At 69.3% G+C, this 25,048-nt stretch carries 22 protein-coding genes; 12 read left to right on the forward strand and 10 right to left on the reverse strand.

Translation table 11 applies throughout. The features are described from left to right. Positions 1-21: 21 nt before the first annotated feature. The 3 genes from ACXC9Q_RS19905 to ACXC9Q_RS19915 all read right to left on the reverse strand — a co-directional run bounded on the left by ACXC9Q_RS19905 (position 22) and on the right by ACXC9Q_RS19915 (position 2,143). A complete protein-coding gene (locus tag ACXC9Q_RS19905; protein ID WP_457058091.1) occupies positions 22-747 on the reverse strand; it encodes a hypothetical protein in 726 nt (241 codons plus the stop codon). A gap of 98 nt (positions 748-845) precedes the next feature. Beyond that, on the reverse strand, positions 846-1,580 hold the full coding sequence (locus tag ACXC9Q_RS19910) for an AfsR/SARP family transcriptional regulator (protein WP_457058092.1): 735 nt from the start codon (positions 1,578-1,580) through the stop codon (positions 846-848). A 143-nt stretch (positions 1,581-1,723) separates the two neighbouring features. Further along, entirely contained in the window at positions 1,724-2,143 is a 420-nt protein-coding gene (locus tag ACXC9Q_RS19915) for a hypothetical protein (protein ID WP_457058093.1), read from the reverse strand. A 150-nt stretch (positions 2,144-2,293) separates the two neighbouring features. Between ACXC9Q_RS19915 and ACXC9Q_RS19920 the strand changes: the two genes are divergently transcribed. The 3 genes from ACXC9Q_RS19920 to ACXC9Q_RS19930 are packed head-to-tail and all read left to right on the forward strand — an operon-like array spanning position 2,294 to position 3,788. Then, positions 2,294-2,464, forward strand: coding sequence for a hypothetical protein (locus ACXC9Q_RS19920; protein WP_457058094.1), 171 nt, complete (start codon positions 2,294-2,296; stop codon positions 2,462-2,464). Next, a complete protein-coding gene (locus ACXC9Q_RS19925; RefSeq protein WP_457058095.1) occupies positions 2,461-3,093 on the forward strand; it encodes an ABC transporter ATP-binding protein in 633 nt (210 codons plus the stop codon). The genes ACXC9Q_RS19920 and ACXC9Q_RS19925 overlap by 4 nt, the downstream gene beginning before the upstream one ends. Then, positions 3,093-3,788, forward strand: coding sequence for a tannase/feruloyl esterase family alpha/beta hydrolase (locus tag ACXC9Q_RS19930; RefSeq protein WP_457058096.1), 696 nt, complete (start codon positions 3,093-3,095; stop codon positions 3,786-3,788). Before ACXC9Q_RS19925 ends, ACXC9Q_RS19930 begins: the two co-directional genes overlap by 1 nt. A gap of 45 nt (positions 3,789-3,833) precedes the next feature. On the opposite strand, the gene ACXC9Q_RS19935 is transcribed toward ACXC9Q_RS19930, so the two are convergent. The 3 genes from ACXC9Q_RS19935 to ACXC9Q_RS19945 form a co-directional block, all read right to left on the reverse strand. Further along, on the reverse strand, positions 3,834-4,499 hold the full coding sequence (locus ACXC9Q_RS19935; protein ID WP_457058097.1) for a response regulator: 666 nt from the start codon (positions 4,497-4,499) through the stop codon (positions 3,834-3,836). After that, positions 4,496-5,677 (reverse strand): sensor histidine kinase, encoded by a 1,182-nt coding sequence (locus ACXC9Q_RS19940; protein WP_457058098.1) that lies wholly within the window; start codon positions 5,675-5,677, stop codon positions 4,496-4,498. The genes ACXC9Q_RS19935 and ACXC9Q_RS19940 overlap by 4 nt, the downstream gene beginning before the upstream one ends. Positions 5,678-5,752: 75 nt before the next feature. Beyond that, complete coding sequence (locus ACXC9Q_RS19945) at positions 5,753-6,970, reverse strand: ROK family protein (protein WP_457058099.1); 1,218 nt, start codon at positions 6,968-6,970, stop codon at positions 5,753-5,755. A 120-nt stretch (positions 6,971-7,090) separates the two neighbouring features. On the opposite strand from ACXC9Q_RS19945, the gene ACXC9Q_RS19950 reads away from it, so the two are divergent. From ACXC9Q_RS19950 to ACXC9Q_RS19990, 9 genes are all read left to right on the forward strand, one after another. Further along, a complete protein-coding gene (locus ACXC9Q_RS19950) occupies positions 7,091-8,023 on the forward strand; it encodes an ROK family protein (protein ID WP_457058100.1) in 933 nt (310 codons plus the stop codon). A 31-nt stretch (positions 8,024-8,054) separates the two neighbouring features. Continuing rightward, the gene (locus ACXC9Q_RS19955; protein ID WP_457058101.1) at positions 8,055-9,767 is read left to right on the forward strand and encodes an ABC transporter substrate-binding protein; all 1,713 of its coding nucleotides are present in this window, start codon (positions 8,055-8,057) and stop codon (positions 9,765-9,767) included. A gap of 39 nt (positions 9,768-9,806) precedes the next feature. After that, positions 9,807-10,805 (forward strand): ABC transporter permease, encoded by a 999-nt coding sequence (locus ACXC9Q_RS19960; RefSeq protein WP_457058102.1) that lies wholly within the window; start codon positions 9,807-9,809, stop codon positions 10,803-10,805. A 3-nt stretch (positions 10,806-10,808) separates the two neighbouring features. Next, positions 10,809-11,735, forward strand: coding sequence for an ABC transporter permease (locus ACXC9Q_RS19965; RefSeq protein WP_457058103.1), 927 nt, complete (start codon positions 10,809-10,811; stop codon positions 11,733-11,735). Further along, the gene (locus ACXC9Q_RS19970) at positions 11,725-12,735 is read left to right on the forward strand and encodes an ABC transporter ATP-binding protein (protein WP_457058104.1); all 1,011 of its coding nucleotides are present in this window, start codon (positions 11,725-11,727) and stop codon (positions 12,733-12,735) included. The genes ACXC9Q_RS19965 and ACXC9Q_RS19970 overlap by 11 nt, the downstream gene beginning before the upstream one ends. A gap of 238 nt (positions 12,736-12,973) precedes the next feature. Continuing rightward, complete coding sequence (locus ACXC9Q_RS19975; RefSeq protein WP_457058105.1) at positions 12,974-14,011, forward strand: ABC transporter ATP-binding protein; 1,038 nt, start codon at positions 12,974-12,976, stop codon at positions 14,009-14,011. Positions 14,012-14,076: 65 nt separating this feature from the next. Next, positions 14,077-15,477: an MFS transporter gene (locus tag ACXC9Q_RS19980; RefSeq protein ID WP_457058106.1), complete on the forward strand. Its 1,401-nt coding sequence runs from the start codon at positions 14,077-14,079 to the stop codon at positions 15,475-15,477. A gap of 81 nt (positions 15,478-15,558) precedes the next feature. Continuing rightward, on the forward strand, positions 15,559-17,532 hold the full coding sequence (locus ACXC9Q_RS19985; RefSeq protein WP_457058107.1) for a heparinase II/III domain-containing protein: 1,974 nt from the start codon (positions 15,559-15,561) through the stop codon (positions 17,530-17,532). Between the two features lie 153 nt (positions 17,533-17,685). Next, positions 17,686-19,026 carry a peroxidase family protein gene (locus ACXC9Q_RS19990; protein ID WP_457058108.1) on the forward strand — a complete coding sequence of 447 codons (1,341 nt, stop codon included), beginning with the start codon at positions 17,686-17,688 and terminating at the stop codon, positions 19,024-19,026. On the opposite strand, the gene ACXC9Q_RS19995 is transcribed toward ACXC9Q_RS19990, so the two are convergent. From ACXC9Q_RS19995 to ACXC9Q_RS20010, 4 genes are all read right to left on the reverse strand, one after another. Next, positions 19,004-20,389: an NAD(P)/FAD-dependent oxidoreductase gene (locus ACXC9Q_RS19995; protein WP_457058109.1), complete on the reverse strand. Its 1,386-nt coding sequence runs from the start codon at positions 20,387-20,389 to the stop codon at positions 19,004-19,006. The genes ACXC9Q_RS19990 and ACXC9Q_RS19995 overlap by 23 nt on opposite strands. 65 nt (positions 20,390-20,454) lie before the next feature. Continuing rightward, positions 20,455-23,211: an ATP-binding protein gene (locus tag ACXC9Q_RS20000; RefSeq protein WP_457058110.1), complete on the reverse strand. Its 2,757-nt coding sequence runs from the start codon at positions 23,209-23,211 to the stop codon at positions 20,455-20,457. An 84-nt stretch (positions 23,212-23,295) separates the two neighbouring features. Then, positions 23,296-23,913 (reverse strand): sigma-70 family RNA polymerase sigma factor, encoded by a 618-nt coding sequence (locus tag ACXC9Q_RS20005; protein WP_457058111.1) that lies wholly within the window; start codon positions 23,911-23,913, stop codon positions 23,296-23,298. A gap of 169 nt (positions 23,914-24,082) precedes the next feature. Next, positions 24,083-24,796, reverse strand: a complete 714-nt coding sequence (locus ACXC9Q_RS20010; RefSeq protein ID WP_457058112.1) for an alpha/beta fold hydrolase — start codon at positions 24,794-24,796, stop codon at positions 24,083-24,085. Positions 24,797-25,048: the final 252 nt, after the last annotated feature.

A 25,048-nucleotide genomic window follows, 5' to 3' on the forward strand; every position in this document is an offset into this window, starting at 1 on the left:
GTGGGTGGTGCGGTCGGATGCTCAGGTGACGACGACGGCGATGCCCTGCGGGCCGAGCCAGGCACGCGCCGCGGCCAGCCGCGCGTCCGCCGTCGTACCGCCGGGCCAGCCGTCGTCCTCGAAGGTCGCCGCGGGCACGAGCCAGCAGACGGCACGATCGGCGCGGCGGGCCGGTGCATCGTCAGGGGGCGACGGTGAGGGGTAGGAACGAGCGACCCGGCGGGCGGCGGCGGTGGCGCGCAGCAGGTCGCGCGGGGAGGTCCCGTCGTCGACCAGGAACGCGACCACGACCGGCAGGACGAGAGGTGGTGCGCCTCCCCCGCCGTTCGGGGGCGCGCTCAGCTGCAGGGTGACACCGAGTGCGGCGGTGAAGTTCCCCGTGGCCGGGACTTCGGTCACGTCGACGGCCTCGATCAGCCCACCCACTCCCGCGGTACGGACGGCCAGGCTGCCCACCATGACAGCGTCCGCACCCGGGGTGGGTGGCCGGCCGGTGTCCCAAGCCGCGGCGACGTCCCAGGGGAGTGCGTCACCGGCGCGCATCAGCCGAGCGGAGAGGGAGGTCTCCACCGGCAGCGCGACCGCGAGGTCGAACCGGTCGTAGACAGCCGTCGTCGGGCCGGTCACGGCCGCGGGGTCGACGGCGTAGCAGGTGGCGGCCAGCTGGAGCAGCGCGTCGGCGTCCAGGAGAGTCGGGCGGGCGGCGGGGTCGGCGAGCCGCAGCAGGACCTGATCGGCTGGATCCATCACGCCCGGCCGGCTCGCCGCTCGATGCCCATGCTGGTCCCCCCAGCCGTCCCGGGGCGTCCGGTCACGCCCCCAGGGTCAACGGTCCTCGCCGTGCGTCATCGCATCGTCAACGCTTCGTTGTGCCGTGAACCGCTGACCAGCGCTACCAGTTGCGCCGATGGCTCGATCCCGAGGTCGGCCCGGATCGCCTGCCGATGCAGTTCCAGCACCCGCCGCGCCTCGTAGACGTTGCCTTCGGCGAGGTGAACCTGGATCAGGCACCGGTTCGCGCTCTCCCGCAGCGGCTCCGCCCGAACGGCGGCCAGCGCGGCGTCGACCGCGACAGCGAATCGGCCCGCCCGCGCCATCCGCAACGCCAGGCTCTCGAGCGAGTGGAGCCTGGTCTGCCGCCACCGCTCCCGATACGGGGGCAGCCACTCCTCGTACCAATCGGGCAGGAGCTCGGAGTCCAGCAGGTCCAGGAGTTCGGCGCCGGCGTCCGGCTCCGCCCGGCTCTCCACGGACAGCGCCAGCGCGGTCGCCTCGAGGACGTCGACCGCGACGACCTCGGCCAGATGCAGCCGGGTCCGGGTGGCGTCGAGTACCCGACCACCGGCCTGCTGGATCCGCCAGACCGCCGTCCGCAGGTTGGCGGCGGCATTGCCCTCGGCCGACTCCGGCCACAACGATCCGGCGACGTAGTCGCGCCGCAGCGTCCCGCCGTTCAGCGCGAGGAACGTCAGCAGCCGTTCGGCGTTCTGTGGCAGGGTGAGTGTGCGGTCGCCCGCACAGAGTGCGAAACCTCTCAACAGCGCAAGCCGCATCACCGGCATGCCCGTCCGCAGCGCCATCGCGTCCCCCCGACGTGCGCAATCAGATTGCCCTCTCCGAGGTTAGACCTCCGCCCGCCCGCGGTACAGCCCCCGGCGTTTTGTTGCCGTCGGCAACATCACTGGTGCTGCGCGACCGTTACCTTGGTCTGGACCGCTTCGACTCAGGCCGTTGACTCGAGCCGGAGGCGGAGCATCTCCTTGAGCGGCATGGACTCGCCGTCCCGCGCGCCCGCGCCGACGGCGAGCGGTGGGTCCGACGGGAGGATGCTGACGCCCGCCAGGCGTGACTTCAGGCTGGCGGGAACGCCGAGGATGTAGAAGTTCGCGTCGACGTCCACACCCAGTGAGCGGTTGCGACGCAGATACCAGCCGATGACATCGGTCCGGTAGCTCGCCCCCGACCCCACGACCTGGGCTCGCAGCGGCTCGGGCTCGACGCCCCGCGCCCGCATCTCCTGGACGAAGCCGACCAGCAGTTCGCGCGCCTGCGCCGACTCGCCGGCCTTCCGGCGCTCCAGCGCGGCAGCCTGCACCGCGGCCGCCTCCCGCCGTTCCGCACGCCAGTTCGCCTGATCGCCCACGCCGCCAGCCTAGTTGGCTACCCAGGAAGAACGCCGAGGTGGGTTCGTACCAGGGATGGATGGATTCCATCGCCGGATGGAGACGGCGGCCGCCCGAAGATCAACAGCGACGCCGATGAAACCCGTCACCTGCTCGCGGACGCTGAGAAGATGCTTCGACTATTCGGGATCAACCCCTATCTGCGTGCACTCATCGGGATCGGCCTGGCGGTCTTCGCCATCGCCACCCATCGGACCCTGCTCATCGCCGTGGGCGCCGGCGTCGCCGTCTGGAGCCTGGTGACCGTTGTCATCAGCGCCAAGAACCGGGACGACCGTTGACCGACGCGATCACCGTCCACGAGCTCACCAAGCGGTACGGCGACTTCGCTGCCGTCGACGGCATCAGCTTCGCCATCCCCGCGGGACGGCTGGTCGCCGTACTGGGACCGAACGGCGCCGGCAAGACGACCACCATCGGGATCCTGGAAGGGTTCTCCGCGCCGACGACCGGCGAGGTCCGCGTGCTCGGCGCGGAACCGCTGCGCGGCGGCCGCGGCTGGCGCGCGCGGGTCGGACTCGTCCTGCAGTCGACCAGCCTCGAGACCGAGCCGACCGTCGCCGAACTGCTGAGTCTGTTCGGGCGTCTGTACCCCAACCCACGCCCAGTGCCCGAGGTCCTGGAGTTGATCGACCTCGCCGGCGACGCGAAGACGCGCGTCGGCACGCTGTCCGGTGGACAGCAGCGGCGGGTCGACCTGGGGCTCGCGATCATCGGGAATCCCGAGGTGTTGTTCCTCGACGAGCCCACCACCGGCCTCGACCCGGAGGCCAGACGCCGGTGCTGGGCGACTGTGCAGCGGTTGAACGACGCGGGGACGACGGTCCTGCTCACCACGCACTACCTCGACGAGGCCGATCAGTTGGCCGACCGCGTCATGGTGGATGCTATTTCGACCCCCGTACGCTGATGGGCCGGTCCACGCCATGCGGAGTCATCACGGCGACCGATGCGAAGGTGATCGCCGAGATCCTGCAAGGTCCCCGGGCCGGCGGACGATCGCTCTGGTACGGCCTGGAGCCGGGAAGCACCCTCACCTATCTGGCGGCCAACCCGCTCTACATCGGCGTCGGCTGGTACAAGTACTGGCTCGCGCAGGATCCCGGCTTCGACTGGACCACGATGACCACGGACCAGTACGTACGGCTCTACCGGCAAGGTGAGCGAGAGTTCACAGAGGTACAGAGCGACTACCCGGATCTCACCTCGTTCCGCGACGTGGGCGGCAAGCTCCTGCTGTGGACGGGACTGGCGGATCCGCTCATCCCACCGCAGGGAGCGATCCACTACTACAACTCCGTCGTACGGACGATGGGTGGTCAGGGCAGGACCGAGTCCTTCGCCAAGCTGTTCCTGGCGCCGGGTGTCGGTCACTGCGGTGACCAGCCGGGGATCATTGGTCCGGTCCCGACCGATCCGCTCGGCGCGGTGGTCGGCTGGGTCGAGCACGGCATCGCGCCGGCGAGCATCGAGGCCTCGAGGAAGGACGACGACGGCAGGGTGCTGCAGACCCGGCCCCTATGCGCTTATCCGAAGGTCGCGCGGTACCTGGGCCGGGGCAGCACGGACAGCGCGTCGAGTTTCTACTGCGCTTCGGGCTACTGAGTGCGGGACGGTCAAGGTCGGTGCCCACGGCAACGACCTTGACCGTCACCGCTGCCTCAGCAGGCCGCGCTGGTAGGCGTAGCTCACAGCCCGGGCCCGGTCCCGCGCGCCGATCTTGCCGAGCAGGTGATTGACGTGACTCTTCACCGTCGCCTCACTCACCACCAACCGGGCGGCGATCTCGGCGTTCGACAACCCTTCGGCGATCAGCACCAGCACCTCCAGCTCACGCGGCGTCAGCAGGCCGTCCGGGGCCGCGGTCGGCGTCGGTGGTCCGGTGGGCTCCGACGCGATCGCGTCGACCAGATGGTGCTGGACGACCGGGTCGATGGCCGCCTGATCGGTGACCACTCGCCGCAGCGCCTCGTGATTCTCGGCCGACCGGGCGTCCTTGGTCAGGTAACCACGTGCTCCCGCTCGCAGCGCCGCGAGTACCGGCTCGTCGTCGGCGTACGTCGTCAACGCGATGACCTTCACCTCCGGGTGGAGGTCACGAAGCCGACGCGTCGCCTCCACGCCATCGCAGCGCGGCATCCGCAGGTCCATCAGTACGACGTCCGGCCGCAACTCCCCCGCCATCCGCACCGCCTCCTCACCACCCGAGGCGGTCCCGACGACCTCGACACCCGGGAGCAACCCGAGCACCAACGCCAATCCCTCGCGCACGATCCGCTGATCGTCGACACTCAGCACGCGAATCGGGCCGGTCATGCGGGCACCTCCAACTCAACACGGAATCCGGTCAGCGTCGGCCCCGCGCAGAGCCGTCCGCCGAGCAACTCGGCCCGTTCGCGCATCCCGGTCAGGCCGTAACCACACCCAGGTACGCCGGTCCCCGCCGACTTGCCGTAATCCTCGACGACCAACCTCGCGAGCCCCGATTCGTACCCGAGCCGCACGCTGACGCGCTCCTGGCCGGTGGCGTGCTTGGCGATGTTGGTCAGCGATTCCTGCGCGACCCGATAGACAGCCAGCCGAGCATCCGCGTCGAGCGCGTGCTGTTCGCCCGTGACGGTCAGCTCGCACGGGATGCCGGTGTCGAGCTCGAACCGCGTCGTCAAGGCCGGCAGCTGCCCCGGTCCCGGCAGCGCTTCGCCATCGCGGAGCATCGTGATCGCATGCCGAGCCTCGTCCAGGCCCGAGCCGGCCAGCTGTCGCGCCCGGTCGATGATCCCACCGAGGCGATCGTCGGACGCGGCCAGCACACTCGCACCTTCGAGCTGGAGCACGAGAGCCGACAGCGAATGCGCGAGTACGTCGTGCATCTCGCGAGCGAGTCGTTGACGCTCAGCGAGTGCGGCGGCGCGTGCCTGGGCGTCCCGGCTCCGCTCCAGCGCGACGAGCAGTTGCTCCGCCTGCTCATTGGTTTCGCTGAGCCGCTCGGCCAGTCGCATCACGGCGTAGAAGCTGGCCATCGCGATACCGGTCAGGAGCCCCGGCAACGGGGACCTCCCAGGCTCGCCGCTGACGACGAGAAGCAGGATCAGTCCCCCACCGACGAGGATGCTGCCGAGGACGGGCGTGAGCCTGCGGCCGACCACGGCCACCGCAACGAAGACGCCGAAGACTCCCGGGCCCGACGGCTGCAGCCTCAACAGTACGACGCTCGCGACGAAGAGGACCGCGATCGACACCCACCGAGCCGAGGCCGGCCCGCTCCTGGTGGCGAAGGCCCCGAACGCCCCGGCGGCGAACGCAACGATCGCCAGCAGGATGACAAGCCCCTCGCCGTGCCGCCCCGGGCCTGGCGTCGATCGGCTCAGCACGATGATCTGCAACCCGATGATCAGTGGACCGGCCAGCCGCAGCCACCGCCATGTCGTCGCCTGGTGCGCCCTCGCACGACGCAGCGCCACCAGCGTCGGCACAGCAGTGGTTCGGGCATTCACCGAACGACGGTAGGCCGCGGCCTCCGTCCCGATCACGGTCGTCGCGGAGATTTCAACCCTGCGGCCGACCGAAGATCAACCCAGGGTTGGAGCTGCCTCGGCCCGGACCGCCAGTTCGCCCACCAGGCGTTGCCAGGCCCGGTCGAGGCCGGCCGCGACGCAACCGGCCACGACCGTCTCGGTGCCCAGCACGCTGGCCTTCACCTCCGGAAGGACCGGCGCGAGCATGCGGACCTGGTTGACGACGGCTTCCAGGAAGCCGGGCGCCTGGCCGATACCGCCACCCAGCACGATCAGCTCGGGATCGACGACCGTGATGACGGTGCACACCGCCTTCGCCACGAGGAGTGCCTCCTCGGCCACCACCGCGGCCGCGACCGCATCACCGCGCGCCGCCGCTGCGAAGACCTTCTCGGCCGACACCGCCCCGCGCACTCCGGCCCGTCGCGCGGCCCGGACCACGGCTGCCGCCGAGGCCGACGCGTCGAACCCACCTCGCTTGCGAGCGTCCCGCTGATCACTCCCGCTGCCCTCGGTGAACGGCAGATAACCGATCTCGCCGGCCACCCCGTGTGAACCGTGCCGGAGTTTGCCGTCGAGCACCAGCCCCATCCCGATCCCGGTGCCGACCGAGACGAACGCGAAACTGTCGACGTCCCGGCCGTGGCCGTGCACCCGCTCCGCCAGCGCGGCTGCATCCACGTCGTTCTCGATCATCAGCGAGGGCCCGAAGCGATCACGCAGCGCGGCCAGCGTCGCCGGCGAGTCCCACCCGGACAGTCGCCCGGTCAACGTCAACGCATCGAGCCGAGCGTCGTACACACCGGGGCTGCCGATCACGGTCTGGGTCAACTGCCCGGCCGTGATCCCTGCCTCCGCCGCGAGCGTTGCCGCCAGGTCAGAGAGCTCCTGGATCCGCGCCATCGCGTCCGCGGCCTTGGTCCGCACGTTCAACCGGCAGCGCGTGTTCCCGGCCAGGTCGGCGATCGCGCCACGCAGGAACTCCCGCCCGACATCGAGCCCGAGCACGAATCCAGCCTCCGGCCGCACCTCGTACAGGCGCGCGGCCGGCCCGGGAACGCCTGTCCGCTGGCCGGTCGCGTGCACCAGTCCGGAGCGCTCGATCGTGGTCAGCGCCGCCGACACCGTCGGCTTGGACAGACCGGAGAGCTGGGAGAGTTCGGTCCGCGATACCGGACCGGACCGCCGGATGTGCTCCAGCAGGACCTGCTCGTTGATCGCTCGGATCAGTTGCGGGCGCGCCGCGGAGGCACCTCCGGCGACTACCGTCACGTCGACCCCCTTGCGTCCATAACGCTTCGAGCAGCAGTCACAGTTAGCCCTTGTGCCAACGGTGATTGTTAAGTTAGTTTCCTATCGATTCTATTGGTCGGCACGAGGAGTTGCCAGTCCATGATTCGTCCGCCGGTCGTCCTCGGACTCGACTTCGGTGGGACCAAGATCGCCGTTGCCGTCGGCGACTTGTCCGGCCGGCGTCTCGGTGTCACGAAGCTCGACACTCTGGCCGAGGCCGGAGCAGCCGCGGCGATGGAGCGCGGTCTCAGCGCGGGCCGCGACCTGCTGACCGACGTCGCGCCCGGCCAGGAGCTCGCCGGCGTCGGCGCGGCCACCCTCGGCATCCCGTACGACGACCGCGTCGAGCTCGCACCCACCTTTCCCGGCTGGGGTGAGCTGCCGTTCGGGCAACTGGTCCGCGACGCCTTCCCCGGCATCCCGGTCCGGCTCGGGACGGACGTGAAGGCGGCCGCCGCGGCCGAGCTGCGGTGGGGTGCCCTGACCGGCTGCGATCCAGGCCTCTACCTCAATCTCGGCACCGGTCTCGCGACCGCGATCGTTGCCGGTGGCACCGTGATCTCCGGGGCGCACGGCGCGTCCGGCGAGATCGGCTACAACCTGCGCTCTGCCGCGGATGTTTGGATCAGCGCCGACGAGCGCACGATCCTCGAGCATGTCGTCAGTGGCCAGGCACTCGAGACAACCGGTAGCGCCCGGCTGGGGCGACCGGTCACGGCGGCCGATGTCTTCGCGATGGCATCGACGCAGCCGGACGCCGCCGTACTCTCGGCGGAGTTCCATCGCGAACTGGCGATGCATGTCGTCAACCTGGCGATCGCCATCGACCCGGTCCGGATCGTCGTCGGTGGCGGACTGGTCGGTGCGTGGGACCGGATCGCCCCAGAGCTGCGCCGGGCACTCGACGCGGCAGTCCCCTTCCCGCCGGAGCTGACAGTGGCCCGATTCCCTTCGGACGCGCCGCTGGTGGGGGCACTCGCCCTCGGTGTCGAGGCCGCGGGTGCGGTTCTCGGCGCGGAGGCATTCGCATGACCATCAGTTCGAGGAGTGAAAGGCAGAGACGATGAGGGGCATCAAACGGATCGCCGGCACGGCGATCGCGGTCGGCGTACTGGCCGCCGCGGGCTGTGGGGGCGGTGACAAGCCGGTCGGGAGTGCGTCGTCCAGCAACAACTCGTCGTCCTCGGCGAGCAACGGCGCAGGGCAGTTCAAGAAGGGCGGCACCGTCACGATCGCCAACGTGGGCGGGCAGACCTGGCCGTGCCAGTTCAACCCGTTCAACCCGTCGGTCAGTGGGGTGGCCTCCGGCTTCGTCTACGAGCCGCTGACGTTCGTCAACGTGCTCAAGAGCGGCGCCACCACGCCCATGCTGGCCAGCGACTTCACCTGGTCGCCGGCCAAGGACTCGATCGTCTTCACCATCCGCGACGGGGTGAAGTGGAGCGATGGCCAGCCCTTCAGCGCCGACGACGTGGTCTACACGTTCAACCTGATGAAGCAGCAGCCGGCCCTGGACCTCTACGCGCTGTGGACCGGTGCCGGGCTGACCAGCGTCACCGCGGCCGGCAACAAGGTCACGATGAAGTTCAAGGGCGCGGCCGAGCCGTACTTCTTCAACTTCGCCAACCAGGTCGGCATCGTGCCGAAGCACATCTGGTCGACCGGTGAGGCGGCGGCCAAGCCGTCCACCTGGGCGGATCCGAAACCGGTCGGCACCGGGCCGTACACGGTCGAGTCCTGCACGAGCAACAACATCTCGTACGCTGCCAACGGCTCCTACTGGCAGCCGGGCAAGCCGTACATCGAGAAGGTCCAGTACCCGGCGTACCTGGACAACAACCCGGCCAACCTCGACCTCGCCAGCGGCAAGGCGCAGTGGGGCGGTCAGTACATCCCGAACATCGACAAGTTCTACAAGTCCAAGTCGCCGGACAACAACTACTGGTTCCCGCCGACCGCGAACGTGGCACTCGTCCCGAACAACGATCCGTCCCGCCCGGCGACCAGCAAGCTGGCGGTCCGGCAGGCGCTCGCGTACGCACTCGACCGCGAGCAGATCTCGAAGATCGGTGAGAGCGGCTACCAGCCGGCCGCGAACCAGAGCGGCGTGGTCACGCCGACGTTCGACAAGTACTACGACAAGGACGCGGTCACGACCGCCGGCTACGACAAGCCGAACCCGGACAAGGCGAAGCAGCTCCTGGAGAGCGCGGGCTACTCGTCGTCCAACCCGCTCAAGCTCAGCGTCATCACGGTCACCGGCTACACCGACTGGGATGCGTCCCTCGCGGTCGTCAAGCAGCAGCTCGCCGCCGTCGGAGTCGAGCTGAGCATCCAGGACCTGCAGCAGCAGTCGTACAACCAGAAGCTCTACACCGGTGACTACGACCTCGCCTACTCCAGCCAGACCGGCGGACCCACGCCGTACTACGAGCTGCGGCAGCTGCTGTACTCGAAGAACACGGCGCCGATCGGCAAGCAGGCGAACAGCAACTACTCGCGGTACAGCAACCCCGAGGTGGACAAGCTGCTCGACCAGTACGCCAGCGCCGACCCGGACACCCAGGTCAAGCTGGTCAAGCAGATTTCTGGGTACATGATCAAGGATGTACCCGTCATCCCGACCACCGAGTCGGTCGACTGGTACCAGTACAACACCACGGACATCCAAGGCTGGCCGACGCAGGACGACCCCTACGCCCAGCCCGCGCCGTACAACGTCCCCGATGTCGGACAGGTCTTGGCGAACCTGTACTCCAAGGCCGCCCAGAAGTAAGGAATCGTTCGTGAGAGTGAGCTCGAGGAGCTGGTGGTCGTGCGGTACCTGATACGTCGTCTCGGGTTCTTCGTGCTCACTCTCTGGGCGGCGATGACGCTGAACTTCTTCATCCCGCGGATGATGCCCGGCAGTCCCGAGGAAGCACTGCGGGAGCGGCTCAGCAAGGGCGGCGCGGTCGTCACAGCGGACCAGTTGAAGACCGTGTTGGCCGAGTTCGGCTTCGATCCGGACAAGAACATCGTGCTCCAGTACGGCGAATACCTGAAGGCGATGGTCACCGGGCACTGGGGCGTGTCGATCGGCAGCAGCCTCGGGGTCCCGGTGACCTCGCTGATCAGCAGCGCGTTGCCGTGGACGATCGGCCTCGTAGGCATCGCGACCATCCTGGCGTTCGTGATCGGCACGTTCATCGGCACGATCGCCGGCTGGCGGCGCGGCGGCCTGATCGACGGGGTCGTCCCGCCGGTCTTCATCGTCACGTCGGCGCTGCCGTACTTCTGGGTCGCGCTGCTGTTCATCTCACTGTTCGCGATCGGCAGCCACCCGATCCTGCCCAACGACTTCAACTACGATCAGGGACTGACGCCGGGCTTCAACGCCACATTCATCGGCAGTGTGCTCAAGCACGGCATCCTGCCGGCCGGCACCATCCTGATCACCGCGATCGGTGGCTGGATCCTGACCATGCGCAACAACATGGTCACCACGCTGGCCGAGGACTACGTCCGGATGGCCCGGGCCAAGGGCATCCCGAGCCGGAAGATCATGTTCGGGTACGCCGGCCGGAACGCGTTCCTGCCCAACCTGTCCGGGTTCGCGATGTCGCTCGGCTTCGTCATCTCCGGCACGATCCTGGTCGAGTACGTGTTCAACTACCCCGGCCTGGGTTACATGTTCTACAACGCCACCGTGAGCACGGACTACCCACTGCTGCAGGCGCTGTTCCTGCTGGTGACGCTGGCCGTGCTGATCTGTGTCCTGCTCTGCGACTTCGCGGTGTTCCTGCTCGACCCGCGAGCCCGGACGAAGGGTTAATTGATGAGCGCGATCGTCACCGGCGCCGCGGCGCCCGCAGCACCGACCGCGACCCGCCGCCCCCGGGGCGGGCTGCCACGGGCTGTCCTGCACAACCGCAAGGCCATGGTCGGTGCGGGTCTGCTCGTCCTCTTCGTCCTGCTCGCGGCGTTCCCCCACCTCTTCGTCCCCTGGCTGCACGGCGATCCGCGCGCGATCGGCGACATGCCGCTGGCGAAACCGTCCAGCGAACACTGGCTCGGTACGACGGGCCTCGGCCAGGACGTGTACGCCGAGCTCATCTACAGCACCCGCGAGTCACTGGTCATCGCGGTCGTCGCGGGTCTGGGCGCGACGATCCTGTCCGTCATCATCGGTGTCTCGGCCGCGTATCTCGGCGGTTACGCCGACGACGGGCTCTCGATGCTGACCGACATCTTCCTGGTGCTGCCGACGTTCCCGCTGATCATCGTGCTGGCGACGTACGCCGGTAAGGGCAATCTGACGGTGATCATCATCGTGCTGATCCTGACGGGTTGGTCCTACGGCGCCCGCCAGATGCGCGCGCAGGCGCTGTCGCTGCGCAACCGGGACTTCCTCGAGTCGGCCCGGGTCCGGGGCGAGCGGTCGTCGTACATCATCGTGGTCGAAGTGCTGCCGACGATGATCTCGCTGATCGTCGCGAACTTCCTCGGCGCCGCGCTGTACGCGGTCCTCACCGCGGCCGGCCTGCAGTTCCTCGGGCTCGGCGACCCCAACTCGCTGAGCTGGGGCACCATGCTCTACTGGGCCCAGAACCAGGGCGCCCTGGTGAACGGCCTGCCGGCGTGGGCGCTCTCGCCGGGCCTCGCGGTCGCACTGCTCGGTGTTTCGTTTGCCCTGCTCAACTACGCGTTCGACGAGATCAGCAACCCCGCGCTGCGGCCGGTTCGGAGGCGACGTGCCAAGTAACACTGAGGGCAAGCCAATTCTCGAGGTCCGTGATCTCACCGTCGAGTACGACACCGGCGGCGATCGTCCGGTCGTCGCCGTCGACGCGGTGGATCTCGACGTACACGCCGGTGAGTTCGTCGGCGTGGTCGGCGAGTCGGGCTGCGGCAAGTCGACGTTGTTGTTCGCCATCGCCCAGCTGCTGAGCTCGCCGGCCGCGATCACCGGCGGCAGCGTGAAGTTCCAGGGCCAGAACCTGGTCGCGATGAGCGAGAAGAAGCTGGCGGCGTTGCGCTGGCGTGACTACTCCGTGGTCATGCAGAGCGCGATGAACGCCCTCAACCCGGTCACGAGCATCGGCGCTCAGTTCAACGACGCGATCATGGCGCACGACGAACCGGTGGCCGACGAGCGCCCGGCCGAGGTCCTGCGACTGGTCGGCATCGACCCGATCCACCTGAAGAGCTTTCCGCATCAGCTCAGCGGCGGGATGCGGCAACGGGCCATGATCGCGATGGCGCTGCTGTTCACGCCGGACCTCATCATCATGGACGAGCCGACCTCCGCCCTCGACGTGGTGGCGCAACGGTCGCTGATGGTGCAGATCAAGGAACTGCAGCGACGACTCGGATTCGCGGTCCTCTTCGTCACCCACGACATGTCGCTGATCAGCCACTTCTCCGACCAGCTCGTGGTGATGTACGCCGGCCAGGTGGTCGAGTTCGGCGCCACCCGGGCGGTCTTCGATCATCCCGCCCATCCCTACAGCGAGGGGCTGCTCGACGCGTTCCCGTCGATCCGCGGGCCGAAGGTGCCGTTGATCGGGATTCCCGGCGCCCCGCCGAACCTCGCCGACCCGCCCAGCGGCTGCCGCTTCCAGCCACGCTGCCCGAAGGCGTTCGAGGACTGCCCGAAGATCGCGCCCGAGCTCTACCAGGTCGGCCCCGTGCAAGCTCGTTGCCTCCTCCACGCACCCGGCCAGACCCAAGCCGAAGCGCCCATCCGGGAGACGACACCATGACTGTGTTTTTGGCCGGGCCTTCGGCGCCGGCGTGGTCATGGGGCCTTGGCTCCCGGCCTTCCCTCGTCGCTCCGGTCGCTGCGCTTTCGGCCGCGCCTCCGGCACGGCGGGTCATGGGGCTTTTACTCCCGCCCTTCCCTCGTCGCTCTGGTCGCTTCGCTCCCTCCGCTCCTCAGTCCAGGCCGGGAGGCCCCATGACCGGGCTCCCTACACTCCTCAGTCCAGGCCGGGAGGCCCCATGACCTCGGTGAGCACCGACCAGATCGCGGCGACCGATGCGGACGACGCGCCGCTGCTCGAGACGAAGAAGCTGACCCGGCATTTCCGGGTCGGCCGCGGCCTCTCCCGGCAGATGCTGCACGCCGTCGACGATGTCGATCTCACCATCGGCCGGCAGGAGATCGTCGCGCTCGCCGGCGAGAGCGGCAGCGGGAAGAGCACCATCGCCCGTCTGCTCGCCGGGGTCTACCGGCCGACGAGCGGCGAGATCTACTACCAGGGCCGGGCCATGTCGAGCATGGGCTCGCGACGGGCTCAGTTGTCCTATCGCGGCGACGTACCGATGGTGTTCCAGGACCCCTTCAGCTCGCTCAACCCCGCCTTCCGGGTGTCCCACGGCGTCTTGCGCAGCCTGAAGCTGCACCGCCGCGACCTCACCAGAGCCCAGCGACTCGAAGAAGCCGAGCGCGTCATCGAGACGGTCGGACTGTCACCGGCGGGCGACATCATGAACCGCTATCCGTACGAGCTCAGCGGCGGCCAGCGGCAGCGCATCGGGTTCGCCCAGGCGCTGGCGCACAAGCCCAAGCTGATCCTGGCCGACGAGCCGGTCTCGATGCTCGACGTGTCGATCCGCATCGGCCTGCTCAACCTGATGGCGGAGCTGCGCCGGTCCGAAGGCGTGTCCTTCCTCTACATCACGCACGACATCGCGAGCGCGCGGTACGTCGCGGACCGGCTGATGATCATGTACGCCGGTCACATCGTGGAGTCCGGTCCCGCGGAGTCGGTGCTGGCCAACCCCAAGCACCCTTACACGGACCTCCTGCTCGGGGCGGTCCCAGATCCGCGGGCACCGCTGACGGCGGCGGTCGAAGGCGACACAGGTGAGCCGCCGAAGGTCGTCGATCCGACGCCCGGCTGCCGGTTCCGCTGGCGATGCCCGCTGGTCGTCGACAAGTGCCACCAGGTCACGCCGGTCCTCCGCCGGCTCGGCGAAGACCACGACGCCGCCTGCCACGTCGCCGAACCCGACCCCGGTTTCCCTGTCAGCTGACGCACGTCCCGGCCTGCTGCTGGATACTGTTCGACGATAATCGAACACTGGTTTACAGTAGTTTCATGACTGTCGAACATCGTCGAGGTGTGGCGGGACTCGCGCTGATCGCGACCTTCATGGTCGCCGTCGACGGGACGATCGTGAACCTCACCCTGGCCCAGCTCGCCACCCACCTGCACGCTTCCCGCGCCGAGCTGGAGTGGGCCGTCAACGCCTACACGCTCTCCTTCGCCGCGGTGATGCTCGGCGCCGGCGCGATCACCGACACCCTCGGCGCGAAGCGAGCCTTCGTCGCGGGACTGGTCGTCTTCACCGCGTCGTCGGCGGTCTGCGCGGTCGCCACCTCGATGCTGATGCTCAACCTCGCACGCCTCACCCAGGGTGCAGGGGCGGCGCTGCTCTTGCCGAGCGCGCTCGTCCTCGCGACCGCGTCCGCGGCCGACGAACACTCGAGGCATCGCCTCCTCAGCTGGTGGGCCGCGGCCGGTGGCGTCGGGATGGCGGCCGGACCGTTGCTGGGCGGAACGCTCGTCGCACTCGCGAACTGGCGGGCCGTCTTCGCCGTCAACGTGATCATCGGGATCCCTGCCGTCGGGTGGAGTCTGCTCTCGATGCCTTCCGTCGTACGCCGAAGCCGGCGGCTCGACGTCGGTGGCATGGGCACCGCGACCGTACTGATCGGTGGACTCGTGTTCGCGCTGATCGAGGCACCGGCGCTCGGCTGGCATCCCGCGGTCATCACTGCCGCCGCGCTGACCGTCGCCGGGCTGGTCGGCTTTGTCTGGGTCGAGCGGTCCATCCGGGAACCGCTGCTGCCGCCCAGCGTCTACACAGATCGCGGCTTCACCGTCACCGCCGTACAAGGCGCCTTGTTCAGTTTCGCCTTCTACGGCGTGCTGTTCGCGTTGAGCCTGATGCTCCAGCAAGGCCGCGGACTCAGCGCGCTCGCCACCGGTCTCCTGTTTCTGCCGCTGACCGGGCTGATCTCTCTCGGCAGCCTCTGCTCGGCCCCGCTCGCACAGCGCTTCGGCCGCGCGGCCGCCCTGAGCGTCGGCCAGGCCCTCCTGGCGATCACACTTCTCGCGCTGGCCTGGGCGGGCACGTCCAGCGCGCTGTGGCCGCTGGTGCTTGCCCTCCTGCCGGCGGGCTTCAGCTCGGGTCTGCTTGTGCCGACCATGACTTCGCAGTCCATCGCCGCCGTCGAGCCCGCCCTGCACGGTGCCGCGTCCGCCGCCTTCAACACGTCCCGTCAGATCGGCGCGGCGATCGGCGTCGCCGTCTTCGGCTCGCTCCTCGGCACCACGCACAGTTTCTCCACCGGGTTCATGACCTGCGTGATCGTCGCCTCCGCCGCCACCACGATCTCCCTGTTCCTGACCGCGCTCGGCACGGTGCACGCGGGTCTTGAACAATCGCTGGCCACCCGGGAACCTAGTGGTCTGGTCCGGACATGCAACGTTTGAGGGACCCGATCGCGTCTTTCACCAAGAGGGAGCCGGCCGGGGAATCCGGGGTATCGCGGGCCGAACACTGGGGGGACTGGGGTGGCTGCGCAGCGGAGCAGACGATGGGGCACCACTGTCGCGCTCGCCGTCGCGTGTGTGCTGGTGTGCGCGGTCGCGTTCGCCGGCGCGGTGACCGTGCTGATGCCGAGCACCCGGCAGCGCAGTACGACGGCAGCTGCCACCGGACCGCTCGGCCCGACCCCGAGTCTCCCGGCCCCGAGCGACCCGGCCTCGACCGAGCCGATCCCGGGGGTCGACACCCCCGCCTCTCCCCCGCCGTCGACGCCGGTGGCCGTGACCGGGACCTACGAGTGCCCCGGCTACAGCGGCATCGAGTCGAAGGTCCCGGTGTCGATGGTCCTACAGGACACGTTCGTCTGGGGCGACGATCCGCCGTACCAGGTCGGTGACGGCTCGGGCGACATCAACTGGCGCTCCGACCCGTACCACAAGCCGAGCTGGTACATGTGGCTGCATTCGCTGCGCTGGCTGGGCCAGGGCATCAAGGCCGCCACGAACGGCGACCGGAAAGCCCTGACGCATGTGATGGCGATCATCCACGACTGGGTCCGCGACAACCCGTTCTCGTGGAAGGGCGATGTCGGCGCCTGGGAGGCCACGATGCACCGCACCAACGTGCTGATCTGTGCTCGCCAGGCCGTGCTCGCGGGACTGCATGTCCGCTCCCTGCCCGCGCAGTACGCCTGGCTGGATCAGTCGCTGCTCGATCATGCCCAGTTCATGACCGACAACTGGAGCGGACCGTCGAATCACGGCACGGACGAGAGCATCGCGATGTTCGGCGTCGGCTGCACGCTCAAGCGAGCGGATCTGAAGAGTCGCGCGGTCGAACGACTGACCGAGGCGATCACGACAGCCATCGACCCGCAGGGCTCGACGAACGAGCAGTCGGTCGGGTACGCCATGTTCAACTACCTGTTGTGGGGCCGCGCGACGACGGCGCTCAAGCGCTGCGGCGCCGATCCAGGACGGGTCATCGACGAGCGGCGCCGCGCGCTGGCGGAGTGGCTGGCCCTCGCCACCAAGTCCACCGGCGAGCTCCAGCAGGTCGGCGACGCCGTCCGCCAGACGCCTCAGGGCGCCACCGGCACCGCCTTGGAGTACGCCGCGACACTCGGACGGACCGGTACGAAACCGACCGAACGGACCGCGGTCTTCGATGCCGGCTACGTGTTCGGGCGGACCGGCTGGGGTGAGACCCGGCCGTTCGCGCAGGAATCGACGTACAGCATCCGGTTCGGCCCGGGCCGCCGGTATCACGGGCACGACGACCACATGTCGATCACCTACACGTCGCACGGCCGGGACGTCCTGATCGATCCCGGCAACTCGGGGTATCAGCTCGACAAGTGGCAGGCCTGGACCAAGAGCCAGGCCGCCCACAACGTGATGACGATCCCGTCGGCGAACACCGCCTCGGTGGAGACGCGGCTGGTCCGGGCGGCGATCGCACCGACCTCGGAGTACTACACGTTGACCGACAGCCCGGCGCCGGGTGTGCAGCGGACCCGGGACGTGCTGGTGCTGAAGGATCCTGATCTGATCGTCACCCTGGACCGCGGGCAGTCGGCCACCGACCAGCGGTACGAGACGTTGTGGCACCTGGCGCCGGACCAGAAGGTGACGGTGCAGTCGCCGACCACGGCCGTCGCCGCCAAACCTGGCGATCGCACGAAGACCTATCTGCTGCAGATCCCTTACAGGCAACAGTTGCCCGCCGACGCCATCACCGTCGCGCAGGGTCAGCAAGATCCGGTGCAGGGCTGGTACTTCCCGGACATCTTCCACCGGCAGCCGGCCCCTGTGGTCAAGTTCAACCGGAACGCGACGAGCGCCACGATCCTGTCCGCCGTCGTGCCGGCCGGCACCGGTGAGACGGTCGCCTTCACCACCCGCACCGTCGGCACAATGTTCTTCGTCGACCTCACCGTGGGCCGGCGAAAGACCACTATCCGAGTGCTACCGGGCGGCCGCCTCACGCGGATCAGCTGACCGCGCCCGCGCCGGATCTTGGTGTCGGCAATCACGCTGGTGACGGACCGCGGTGGCGTGCTCCTTGATTCCTGACCGGTCACAGGAGGAGCGTCTGTGCTGTCTTGTTCTGGTGTGGGCCGCGCACGGCGGTCGGTGTACGGGAGGTTTGGGATGAGTAGTCATCCGGCGGCGCGGGATCACTGTCTCAGCCCGGCGCGGGCGGTGGATCGGCCGACTGGCGGGGCGCGGTACGGGCGGATGTTCGCGGGGCTGGAGCCGTTGGGCACCGACCCGCAGGTGCTGATGCGGGCGGGCAGTGACGGCGGGATCTGCGACGCCGCCGCCGAGCTCGACCGGAGCAGCGCCGGCGACGACGCGACCGAGGCGGCCGGGTGGCCGTTCTTCGGGCAGATCATCGCGCACGACATCACCGCGGACCGCTCCCCCATCACCGGCGGCGTCGATCCCGAGGCGCTGCGGAACGCGCGGTCGCCGAAGCTCAACCTGGAGATCGTGTACTCGGACGGCCCGGTCGGCTCGCCGTACCTGTTCGATGTCCACGACCCGGCCAAGTTCCTGCTCGGCCCCGACGGGTACGACGTACCGCGCAACCAGCAGGGCGTGGCACTGATCGGAGACCCGCGCAACGACGTACACCTGTTCACCTTGACCCTGCACGTCGCGCTGCTGCATGCACACAATCGGATCGTCGACAATCTGCGGGCGAACGGCGTACCCGAGAGCGACGTCTTCGAGAAGGCCCGCACCACGCTCACGTGGCACTACCAGTGGATCGCGGTGCACGACTTCCTGCCGCGGCTCGTCGGGCCGGACCTGGTCGAGCAGGTTCTCACCAAGGGCGGCCGGTGGTTCGCGCCCGAGCCCATGAAGGCCTACATCCCGCTGGAGTTCGCCGACGCGGCCTTCCGCTACGGCCACGGTCAGATCCGGCACACGTACCGGCTGGTCGAGGGTGGCCCGGAGCTACCGCTGTTCCCCGATCTGGTCGGCTTCGGGCCGCCGAGCGCGGGTCGGCGACTGGACCTGACGCAGGTCTTCGACGTACCTGGCCGACCACCCGCACAACGGGCGAAGCGCCTCGACGGCCGGCTCGCCGCCAGTCTCATCGGCCTCCCCGAGCAGGTCACCGGCGTGGTCGACACCGCCGCCTACCGATCCCTGGCAGTGCGCGACCTGCTCCGCGGCGACACCACCGGCCTGCCGAGCGGTGAGGCGCTCGCCAAGTTCATCGGCGTACCGCCGCTCACCATGGACGGCTGGCCGGACGGCACCCCGCTGTGGTTCTACATCCTCAAGGAATCCGAGCATCTCGGCGGCGGCGACCGACTGGGCCCGGTCGGCGGCCGGATCGTGGCGGAGGTCCTGATCGGTCTGCTCCGCGCCGACCCGGTCAGCTACCTGAGCCTCGAGCCGGACTGGGAGCCGACCCTGCCCGCCGCCGGCCCGGTCTTCGACCTGACCGACCTACTCATCCCGGGCGAGTCGAACTGAGCTCACCCGACTTGGGCTCACCCGAACTGGCCTGACGAGAACTGAGCGCCGCAGCGTCGACCGCGGACGTGAACGCATCCCGCGGACGCTGGACCGAGGCCAGCGACACGATGTCCCGGCCGTAGAAGACAGCGGCCAGCCAGATCGCGAAGACGCGCACCTTGCGGTCCCACGTCGGGACCGCAAGGACGTGGTACCCGCGGTGCATCAGCCACGCGGGGAAGCCCTTGATGACGATCCGGCGGTACTGGAAGATGCCCTTCCCCAACCCCAGCGTCGCCACAGCGCCAAGGCTGTGATGCAGATACTGCTTCGGCTCGCGTCCACGCATCGTCCGCACCAGGTTCTTCGCCAGCAGCTTCCCCTGCCGTACGGCGTTCTGCGCGTTGGGCACCGTGAACGCTCCTTCGGCCGGCGAGGCCAGATCCGGTACGGCGGCATCGTCGCCGGCCGCCCAGGCGTCGGGCACCGGATCCGTGTCGGTGCCGATCCGCAGGTCGGCCCGGACCTGGACCAGTCCGCGCGGGGTATGCGGAAGGTCGGTGTGGTTGCGCAGCAGCCGGGTCGCTGCGTTGCCGGCGGTCCAGACGATCAGCTCCGAGTCGAACTCGGTCCCGTCGGACAGCACCACGTGCCCGTCGTCGGCCGACTTCAGCGTGCAGCTCAGGTGGACCTGCGCACCGCGACGCTCGAGCATCGAGACCACCCACTGGCCGGGCCGATCGCTGACCTCGGGCAGGATCCGGCCGGTCGCCTCGACCAGGTGGAAGGCGAGGTCGCTCTCGGACAGCTCCGGGTAGCGCTTGAGCAAGGCGGTGGCCAGCGACAACAGCTCACCGAACCCTTCCACGCCGGAGAAGCCGCCACCGACGAAGGTGATTGTCAACAATCGACGCCGCGCCGGACCGGGCTCGAGACAGGACGCCTCGTCGAACGCCGTCAGCAGCCGGTCCCGAATCGCCACCGCCTCCTCGACGTGCTTCATCCCGATCGCCCGCTCGGCCACGCCGGGTACGTCGAAGGTCCGGGTCACCGCGCCCGCGGTCACCACGAGAACGTCGTACTCGAGCTCGAAGTCGGGACCCTGGGTCGGCCGCACCGTGACCTTCCGCTGGGCGTGCTCGATCGCGGTCACCGAGCCGGACACGATGCGGGTCCGGTCGAGGTTGCGGCGCAACGAGACCGCGGCGTGGCGTGCCTCGACCGATCCCGAGACCACCTCGGGAAGGAAAGGCTGGTATGTCATGTACGGCCGCGGATCGACCACGACCACCTCGGCCTCACCGCGCCGGAGCTTCTTCTCGAGCTTCCAGGCCGTGTAGAAACCGGCGTACCCACCACCGACCACCAGGATCCTGCGCACGGGTGTCCTCTCTTCGGTCGAGACTCTGTAGTTAAAGACAACCCAGCCGCGTGGGTTGTGACGTATCAGGGGCGAAGCTGCTTGCGGGACGTGATGCCGAGCTTCTGGAAGACCTTGCGGAGATGCCACTCGACAGTGTGCTGGCTGAGGAAGATCTGCGCACCTATCTCGGCATTGGTCAGCCCCGCGCCGGCCAGCTCGGCGATGCGTGCCTCCTGCGCGGTCAAGGCGTCGGTGGCGCGGCCGCCGCGCTGTCCGACCGTCTCTCCGGTAGCCGTCAACTCACGGCTCGCACGGTCGGCGAAGGCGTCGGCACCGGCCGCCGCGAACAGCTTGTACGCCGTTCGCAGCTGGACCCGTGCGTCTTGTCGCCGTCCCTCCCGCCGAAGCCACTCGCCGTACAGCAGCTGAGCCCGGGCCAGGTCCATCCGCATGCGAGTCCGGCCGAGACGCTCGATCGCCTCCTGGTACGCCGATTCCGCCTGCCGGCCCCTGGACAGCAGGGCCTGCGACCGGGCCAGCAGGCCGAGACCCCACTCCGTGCCTGAGGACGACGCGATCTCGCCCTGCAGCTTCAGCCCGTCGACCGCCAGCTCCGGCCGGCCGGTGCGAGCCGCCGCTTCGACCAGCTCGGGCAGCGCCCAGTTCGCCACGCCGTACTCGACCGGATAGGCCGTCGCCTCCCGGGCCGCCGCGAGTGCATTCCCGTATTTCGCGAGGCCGTTGAACAGGACGGCGTTCGCGAGGTGACAGGTACTCAGTCCACCGCCTTCGCCGCGGTTCGTCGCATCGTCCATCCCAGCGGCGATCACCGCCGTGGCGCCGTCCTCGCGCCCACGCCAGGCCGCCAGGCTCATCGCGCCGTACGGCGTCAGGTCCGCGCCGGTCGCGTCGTTGATGTTGTTGATCTCCGCGACCAGCGAGCCGGCCGCGGCGAGGTCGCCGGAGAACAGGCTGAGCTGCACCCGGTGGTTCAGGACCAGCAGGAGTTCGTTGAGGTCGCCGAGCCGGCGGGCGATCCGCACGTGCCGCGAGGTCAAGACGTCCCAGCCCTCGTCGTCCCACAGGTCGACGGCCAGGAGCGCCGCATGCCAGAGCCACCGCACGTCATCGTGATCCGGCGACCCGTTCGTGCTGGAGAACATCCGGATCACCTCCCGGGCCAGCGGCACGACTTCGGGGTACCCGTCCGTGAACAACACGGCGATACCGTCCAGCAGGACGTCACGCTTGCGGCGCGGATCCGGTGCCGGCGCGGCACGGGCCGCCTGCGAGGCCCCGGCGAGTGCGTCGGAGCCACCCGGTCCCGCAGTCCGGCCGAACCGCCCCGCGAACTGTGCGGCCACGATCGCCTCGATGTAGGTGTCGCGGGCCAGGCCGATGTCCAGCGGTTCGAGCCGGCGGGCCGCCGCCAGCAGGAGCGGCCCGGACTCGCGCCCATGGCCCGACGCGAAGGCGATCTCGGCGCGCAGGAGCTCCACCCGCGCCTGGTGCAGACCGTTCGGCGGACCTTCGCCCGCCGTGACGAGCAGCCGTAGCGCGATCTCGAACGCGCCGGCCCGCAGTGTCGCCTGCGCGGCGGCGAGAGCGCGGATCGCCCGCGTGGACGGGTCCGGGGTCAGCTCGGTCGCCCGCTGGAGGAACGCTGCCGTCGCCGCGACGCCGCCGCGGCGCTGTGCCCGGTCCGCGGAGTTGACCAGTTCGGCGGCGACGTCCTCGTCGGGGCCGTCCGCGCCGTTCGCGCGGTGCCAGGCCCGCCGGTCGGGATCGAGATCCGGGTCCGTCGCCTCGGCGAGGGCCTGATGCGTCTGGCGACGATCGACGGGATCCGCCGCGCGATACGTCGCCGACCGGACCAGCGGATGTCGGAAGCGGACCCGCGCGCCGAGCTCGATCAGGCCGGCGGCCTCAGCGGGCGCGGCCGCACTCATCGGCACGTCCAGGACCGCCAGCGCCCGAAGCAGCAGCGGTACGTCGCCGATCGGCTCGGCGGCCGCGGTCAGCAGCAACCGCTGCGTGTCCAACGGGAGTGCCTGCACCCGGCGAGTGAAGTTCTGCTCGATCTGGCTCGCCAACGGGCGAGCGTCCGGCCGCTCGAATCCACCCGCCAACTCACCCGCGGTCAGCCCGCGCGGCAACTCCAGCAGCGCCAGCGGGTTGCCTCTGGTCTCGGAGACGATCCGATCCCGGACGTGCTCGTCCAACCGCCCGGGTACCACCGCATCGAGGAGAGCCCCGGCGTGCCGGTCGGTCAGCCCACCGACCGGCAGCTCGGGGAAGCCGCGCCACTCCGGCCCGGTCACCGGCTCGCGGACCGCGAACACGAGGCCGATGCGGTCGGCGAACAGGCGGCGACCGACGAAGGTCAGTGCCTGGGCCGACGCCTGATCCAGCCACTGCGCGTCGTCGATGACGCACAACAGCGGCCGGCTGTCGGAGGCCGCCGCCAACAGACTCAACGCGGCCGCGCCGACCAGGAACCGGTCCGGCGGACCACCGAACTCGAGCCCGAACGCGACTGCCAGCGCGTCGCGCTGCGGGCGCGGCAGGTGGTCGCTCAGGCTCAACATCGGGGCACACAACTGATGCAGACCGGCGAACGGGAGTTCCATCTCCGCCTCGACGCCGGCCGCTCGCGCGACGCGGCAGCCGTCGGCCTGCCCGACCAGATACTCGAGCAGCGCAGACTTCCCGATGCCCGCCTCACCACTGACGATCAGCACCTGGCCGTCGCCGGAGCGCACGCCGGACACCACCTGATCCAGCCGATTACACTCCGTTCGCCGCCCGCGTAGCTCGGGCGCCGGCCCGCCAATCGCCATGGCTCCACCACCCCTCATCAGAGGCTAGAGCCCAAGGTCTGATGCGCGGTAGAACTCTACAGTGTCGCAATAGCGCCAGATTGGTCAGCAGGCCGTCTGGGCGAGGTCGGCGGCGAGGAGTTGTTCGAGGTCGGCCAGTTCACCTGCGCGCGAAGCCGAGACCAACGCGTGCCGGAGCCTTCGGTGCGCAGCCGGGCTGACCGGATGGCACCGGTCGGAGGACAGCCGGTCGCGGGCCCGCTTCACCAGTTGCCGCGCGTTGGGCGCGCCGATCCGCAACGTCTCCGCGATCTGCCGATACGGGTACTCGAAGCCTTCCCGCAGTACGTAGGTCGCTCGCTCGGCCGGCGACAGCCGCTCCAGCAACAGCCGTACGGCCTGGTCGAACGCCTCCTGCTGCTCCGCCAGACTCTGCGGATCCACCCCGCCCGCCGCACACTCCTCGGGCAACCACGGCCCGACCGAGAATTCGTGCCGCCGCCGGGCCGACTGCGCCAGGTTGATCGCGAGCCGGCAGACCGTGGTCGCCAGGAACGCCCCTGGATCCGCGACAGCCGACCGATCGGTGCGCTGCCACCGCAGCCACACCTCCTGCACCAACTCCTCGGCCTCGTGCGGATTGCCGACAATCCGGCGCGCGATCCGGAGCAGCCGCGGTCGTACCTGCACGAATTCATCCAAACCAGCCGTCGACGTACTCATGATCCGGACTCCTCCACTGGGGGCTTCTCCCACCCTCGCCGGACCACCAGCGCACCGCGCCACGGAGAGTCCGTGGTCGAGTGCGTGGTTCCCCCTGTGGTTCGTGGGGTGTCACAGCAGATCGATCTGTGAGACCGAGGAACCGGCCGATCGCGGGTGACGCAGCGCGTCAGGCGGACAGGGCGTCCAGGATGGCGGCGGTGACCGGCTCGGGGGCGGAGACGCTGAGCGCGTGCGACGCACCGGCGACCTCGCGGATGTCCTTCGCACCGGCGCGCTCGGCCATGAAGCGGTGCAGCGCGACCGGGATGTTGAGGTCCTCGTCGCTGAAGACGAACCAGGACGGGATCGTCTTCCAGGCGGGCGACGCGGTCACCAGGTTGCCGGTCAGCGCCACGTCGGTGGCCGGCCGCTGGGTCGCGGCCATCACGGCTGCCTGCTCGGCCGGGACGTCCGCGCAGAACTGGTGGTTGAACAGGGCGGGCTTGATCCGGAGATCGTTGCCGCCGGTGCTGACCGGGTAGGTGTCGAGAGCGTCCCCGAGCGTGCTGCCGGGGAACTGGACCGAGAGCCCGAAGGCGTTCTCCCCCTGGTCAGGGGCGAACGCACACACGTACACCAGCGCCTTCACCGCCGGGTTCTCCGCCGCCGCCTCGGTGATCACCATGCCGCCGTACGAATGCGCGACCAGGACCACCGGCCGCCCGATGCCGGCGATGACATCGCGCACGTACGCCGCGTCACCGTCGAGGCTCCGCAACGGGTTCGGGGCCGTGACGACGTCGATCGACCGCGCCTGCAACCGCTCGACGACGCCGTTCCAGCTCGCGGACTCGGCGAACGCGCCGTGGACCAGCACCACGACCGGGCTCTGTTCGTTCATGAGGTTCTCCTTCTCTCGGGTCACCAAGAAGGACCGGACAGCCCGGCGGGTTGTGACGAGCCGGACAGCAGGGTTGTGACCGGCGAGACAGTCACAGATCGCCGCCGTGGTCTGTCCTAGTTGGATGCTCCTATAGATGTCAAGCGGTGGCTGGTTGCTGGTTTGGGGTGGGTTGGGTTTGGAGGAGGGTGTAGTAGATCTCGCGGGCGATGAGTCGTTTGAGGCAGCGGATGGTGTCTTTCTTGGAGAGGC

The sequence above is a fragment of the Kribbella sp. CWNU-51 genome, from assembly GCF_054073265.1.

Coding starts and splice junctions, on each gene's coding strand:
- ACXC9Q_RS19905 (WP_457058091.1), bottom strand. CDS start 747: ATGGATCCAGCCGATCAGGTCCTGCTGCGGCTCGCCGACCCCGCCGCC.
- ACXC9Q_RS19910 (WP_457058092.1), bottom strand. CDS start 1,580: ATGGCGCTGCGGACGGGCATGCCGGTGATGCGGCTTGCGCTGTTGAGA.
- ACXC9Q_RS19920 (WP_457058094.1), top strand. CDS start 2,294: ATGCTTCGACTATTCGGGATCAACCCCTATCTGCGTGCACTCATCGGG.
- ACXC9Q_RS19930 (WP_457058096.1), top strand. CDS start 3,093: ATGGGCCGGTCCACGCCATGCGGAGTCATCACGGCGACCGATGCGAAG.
- ACXC9Q_RS19935 (WP_457058097.1), bottom strand. CDS start 4,499: ATGACCGGCCCGATTCGCGTGCTGAGTGTCGACGATCAGCGGATCGTG.
- ACXC9Q_RS19950 (WP_457058100.1), top strand. CDS start 7,091: ATGATTCGTCCGCCGGTCGTCCTCGGACTCGACTTCGGTGGGACCAAG.
- ACXC9Q_RS19955 (WP_457058101.1), top strand. CDS start 8,055: ATGAGGGGCATCAAACGGATCGCCGGCACGGCGATCGCGGTCGGCGTA.
- ACXC9Q_RS19965 (WP_457058103.1), top strand. CDS start 10,809: ATGAGCGCGATCGTCACCGGCGCCGCGGCGCCCGCAGCACCGACCGCG.
- ACXC9Q_RS19975 (WP_457058105.1), top strand. CDS start 12,974: ATGACCTCGGTGAGCACCGACCAGATCGCGGCGACCGATGCGGACGAC.
- ACXC9Q_RS19980 (WP_457058106.1), top strand. CDS start 14,077: ATGACTGTCGAACATCGTCGAGGTGTGGCGGGACTCGCGCTGATCGCG.
- ACXC9Q_RS19990 (WP_457058108.1), top strand. CDS start 17,686: ATGAGTAGTCATCCGGCGGCGCGGGATCACTGTCTCAGCCCGGCGCGG.
- ACXC9Q_RS20000 (WP_457058110.1), bottom strand. CDS start 23,211: ATGGCGATTGGCGGGCCGGCGCCCGAGCTACGCGGGCGGCGAACGGAG.
- ACXC9Q_RS20005 (WP_457058111.1), bottom strand. CDS start 23,913: ATGAGTACGTCGACGGCTGGTTTGGATGAATTCGTGCAGGTACGACCG.
- ACXC9Q_RS20010 (WP_457058112.1), bottom strand. CDS start 24,796: ATGAACGAACAGAGCCCGGTCGTGGTGCTGGTCCACGGCGCGTTCGCC.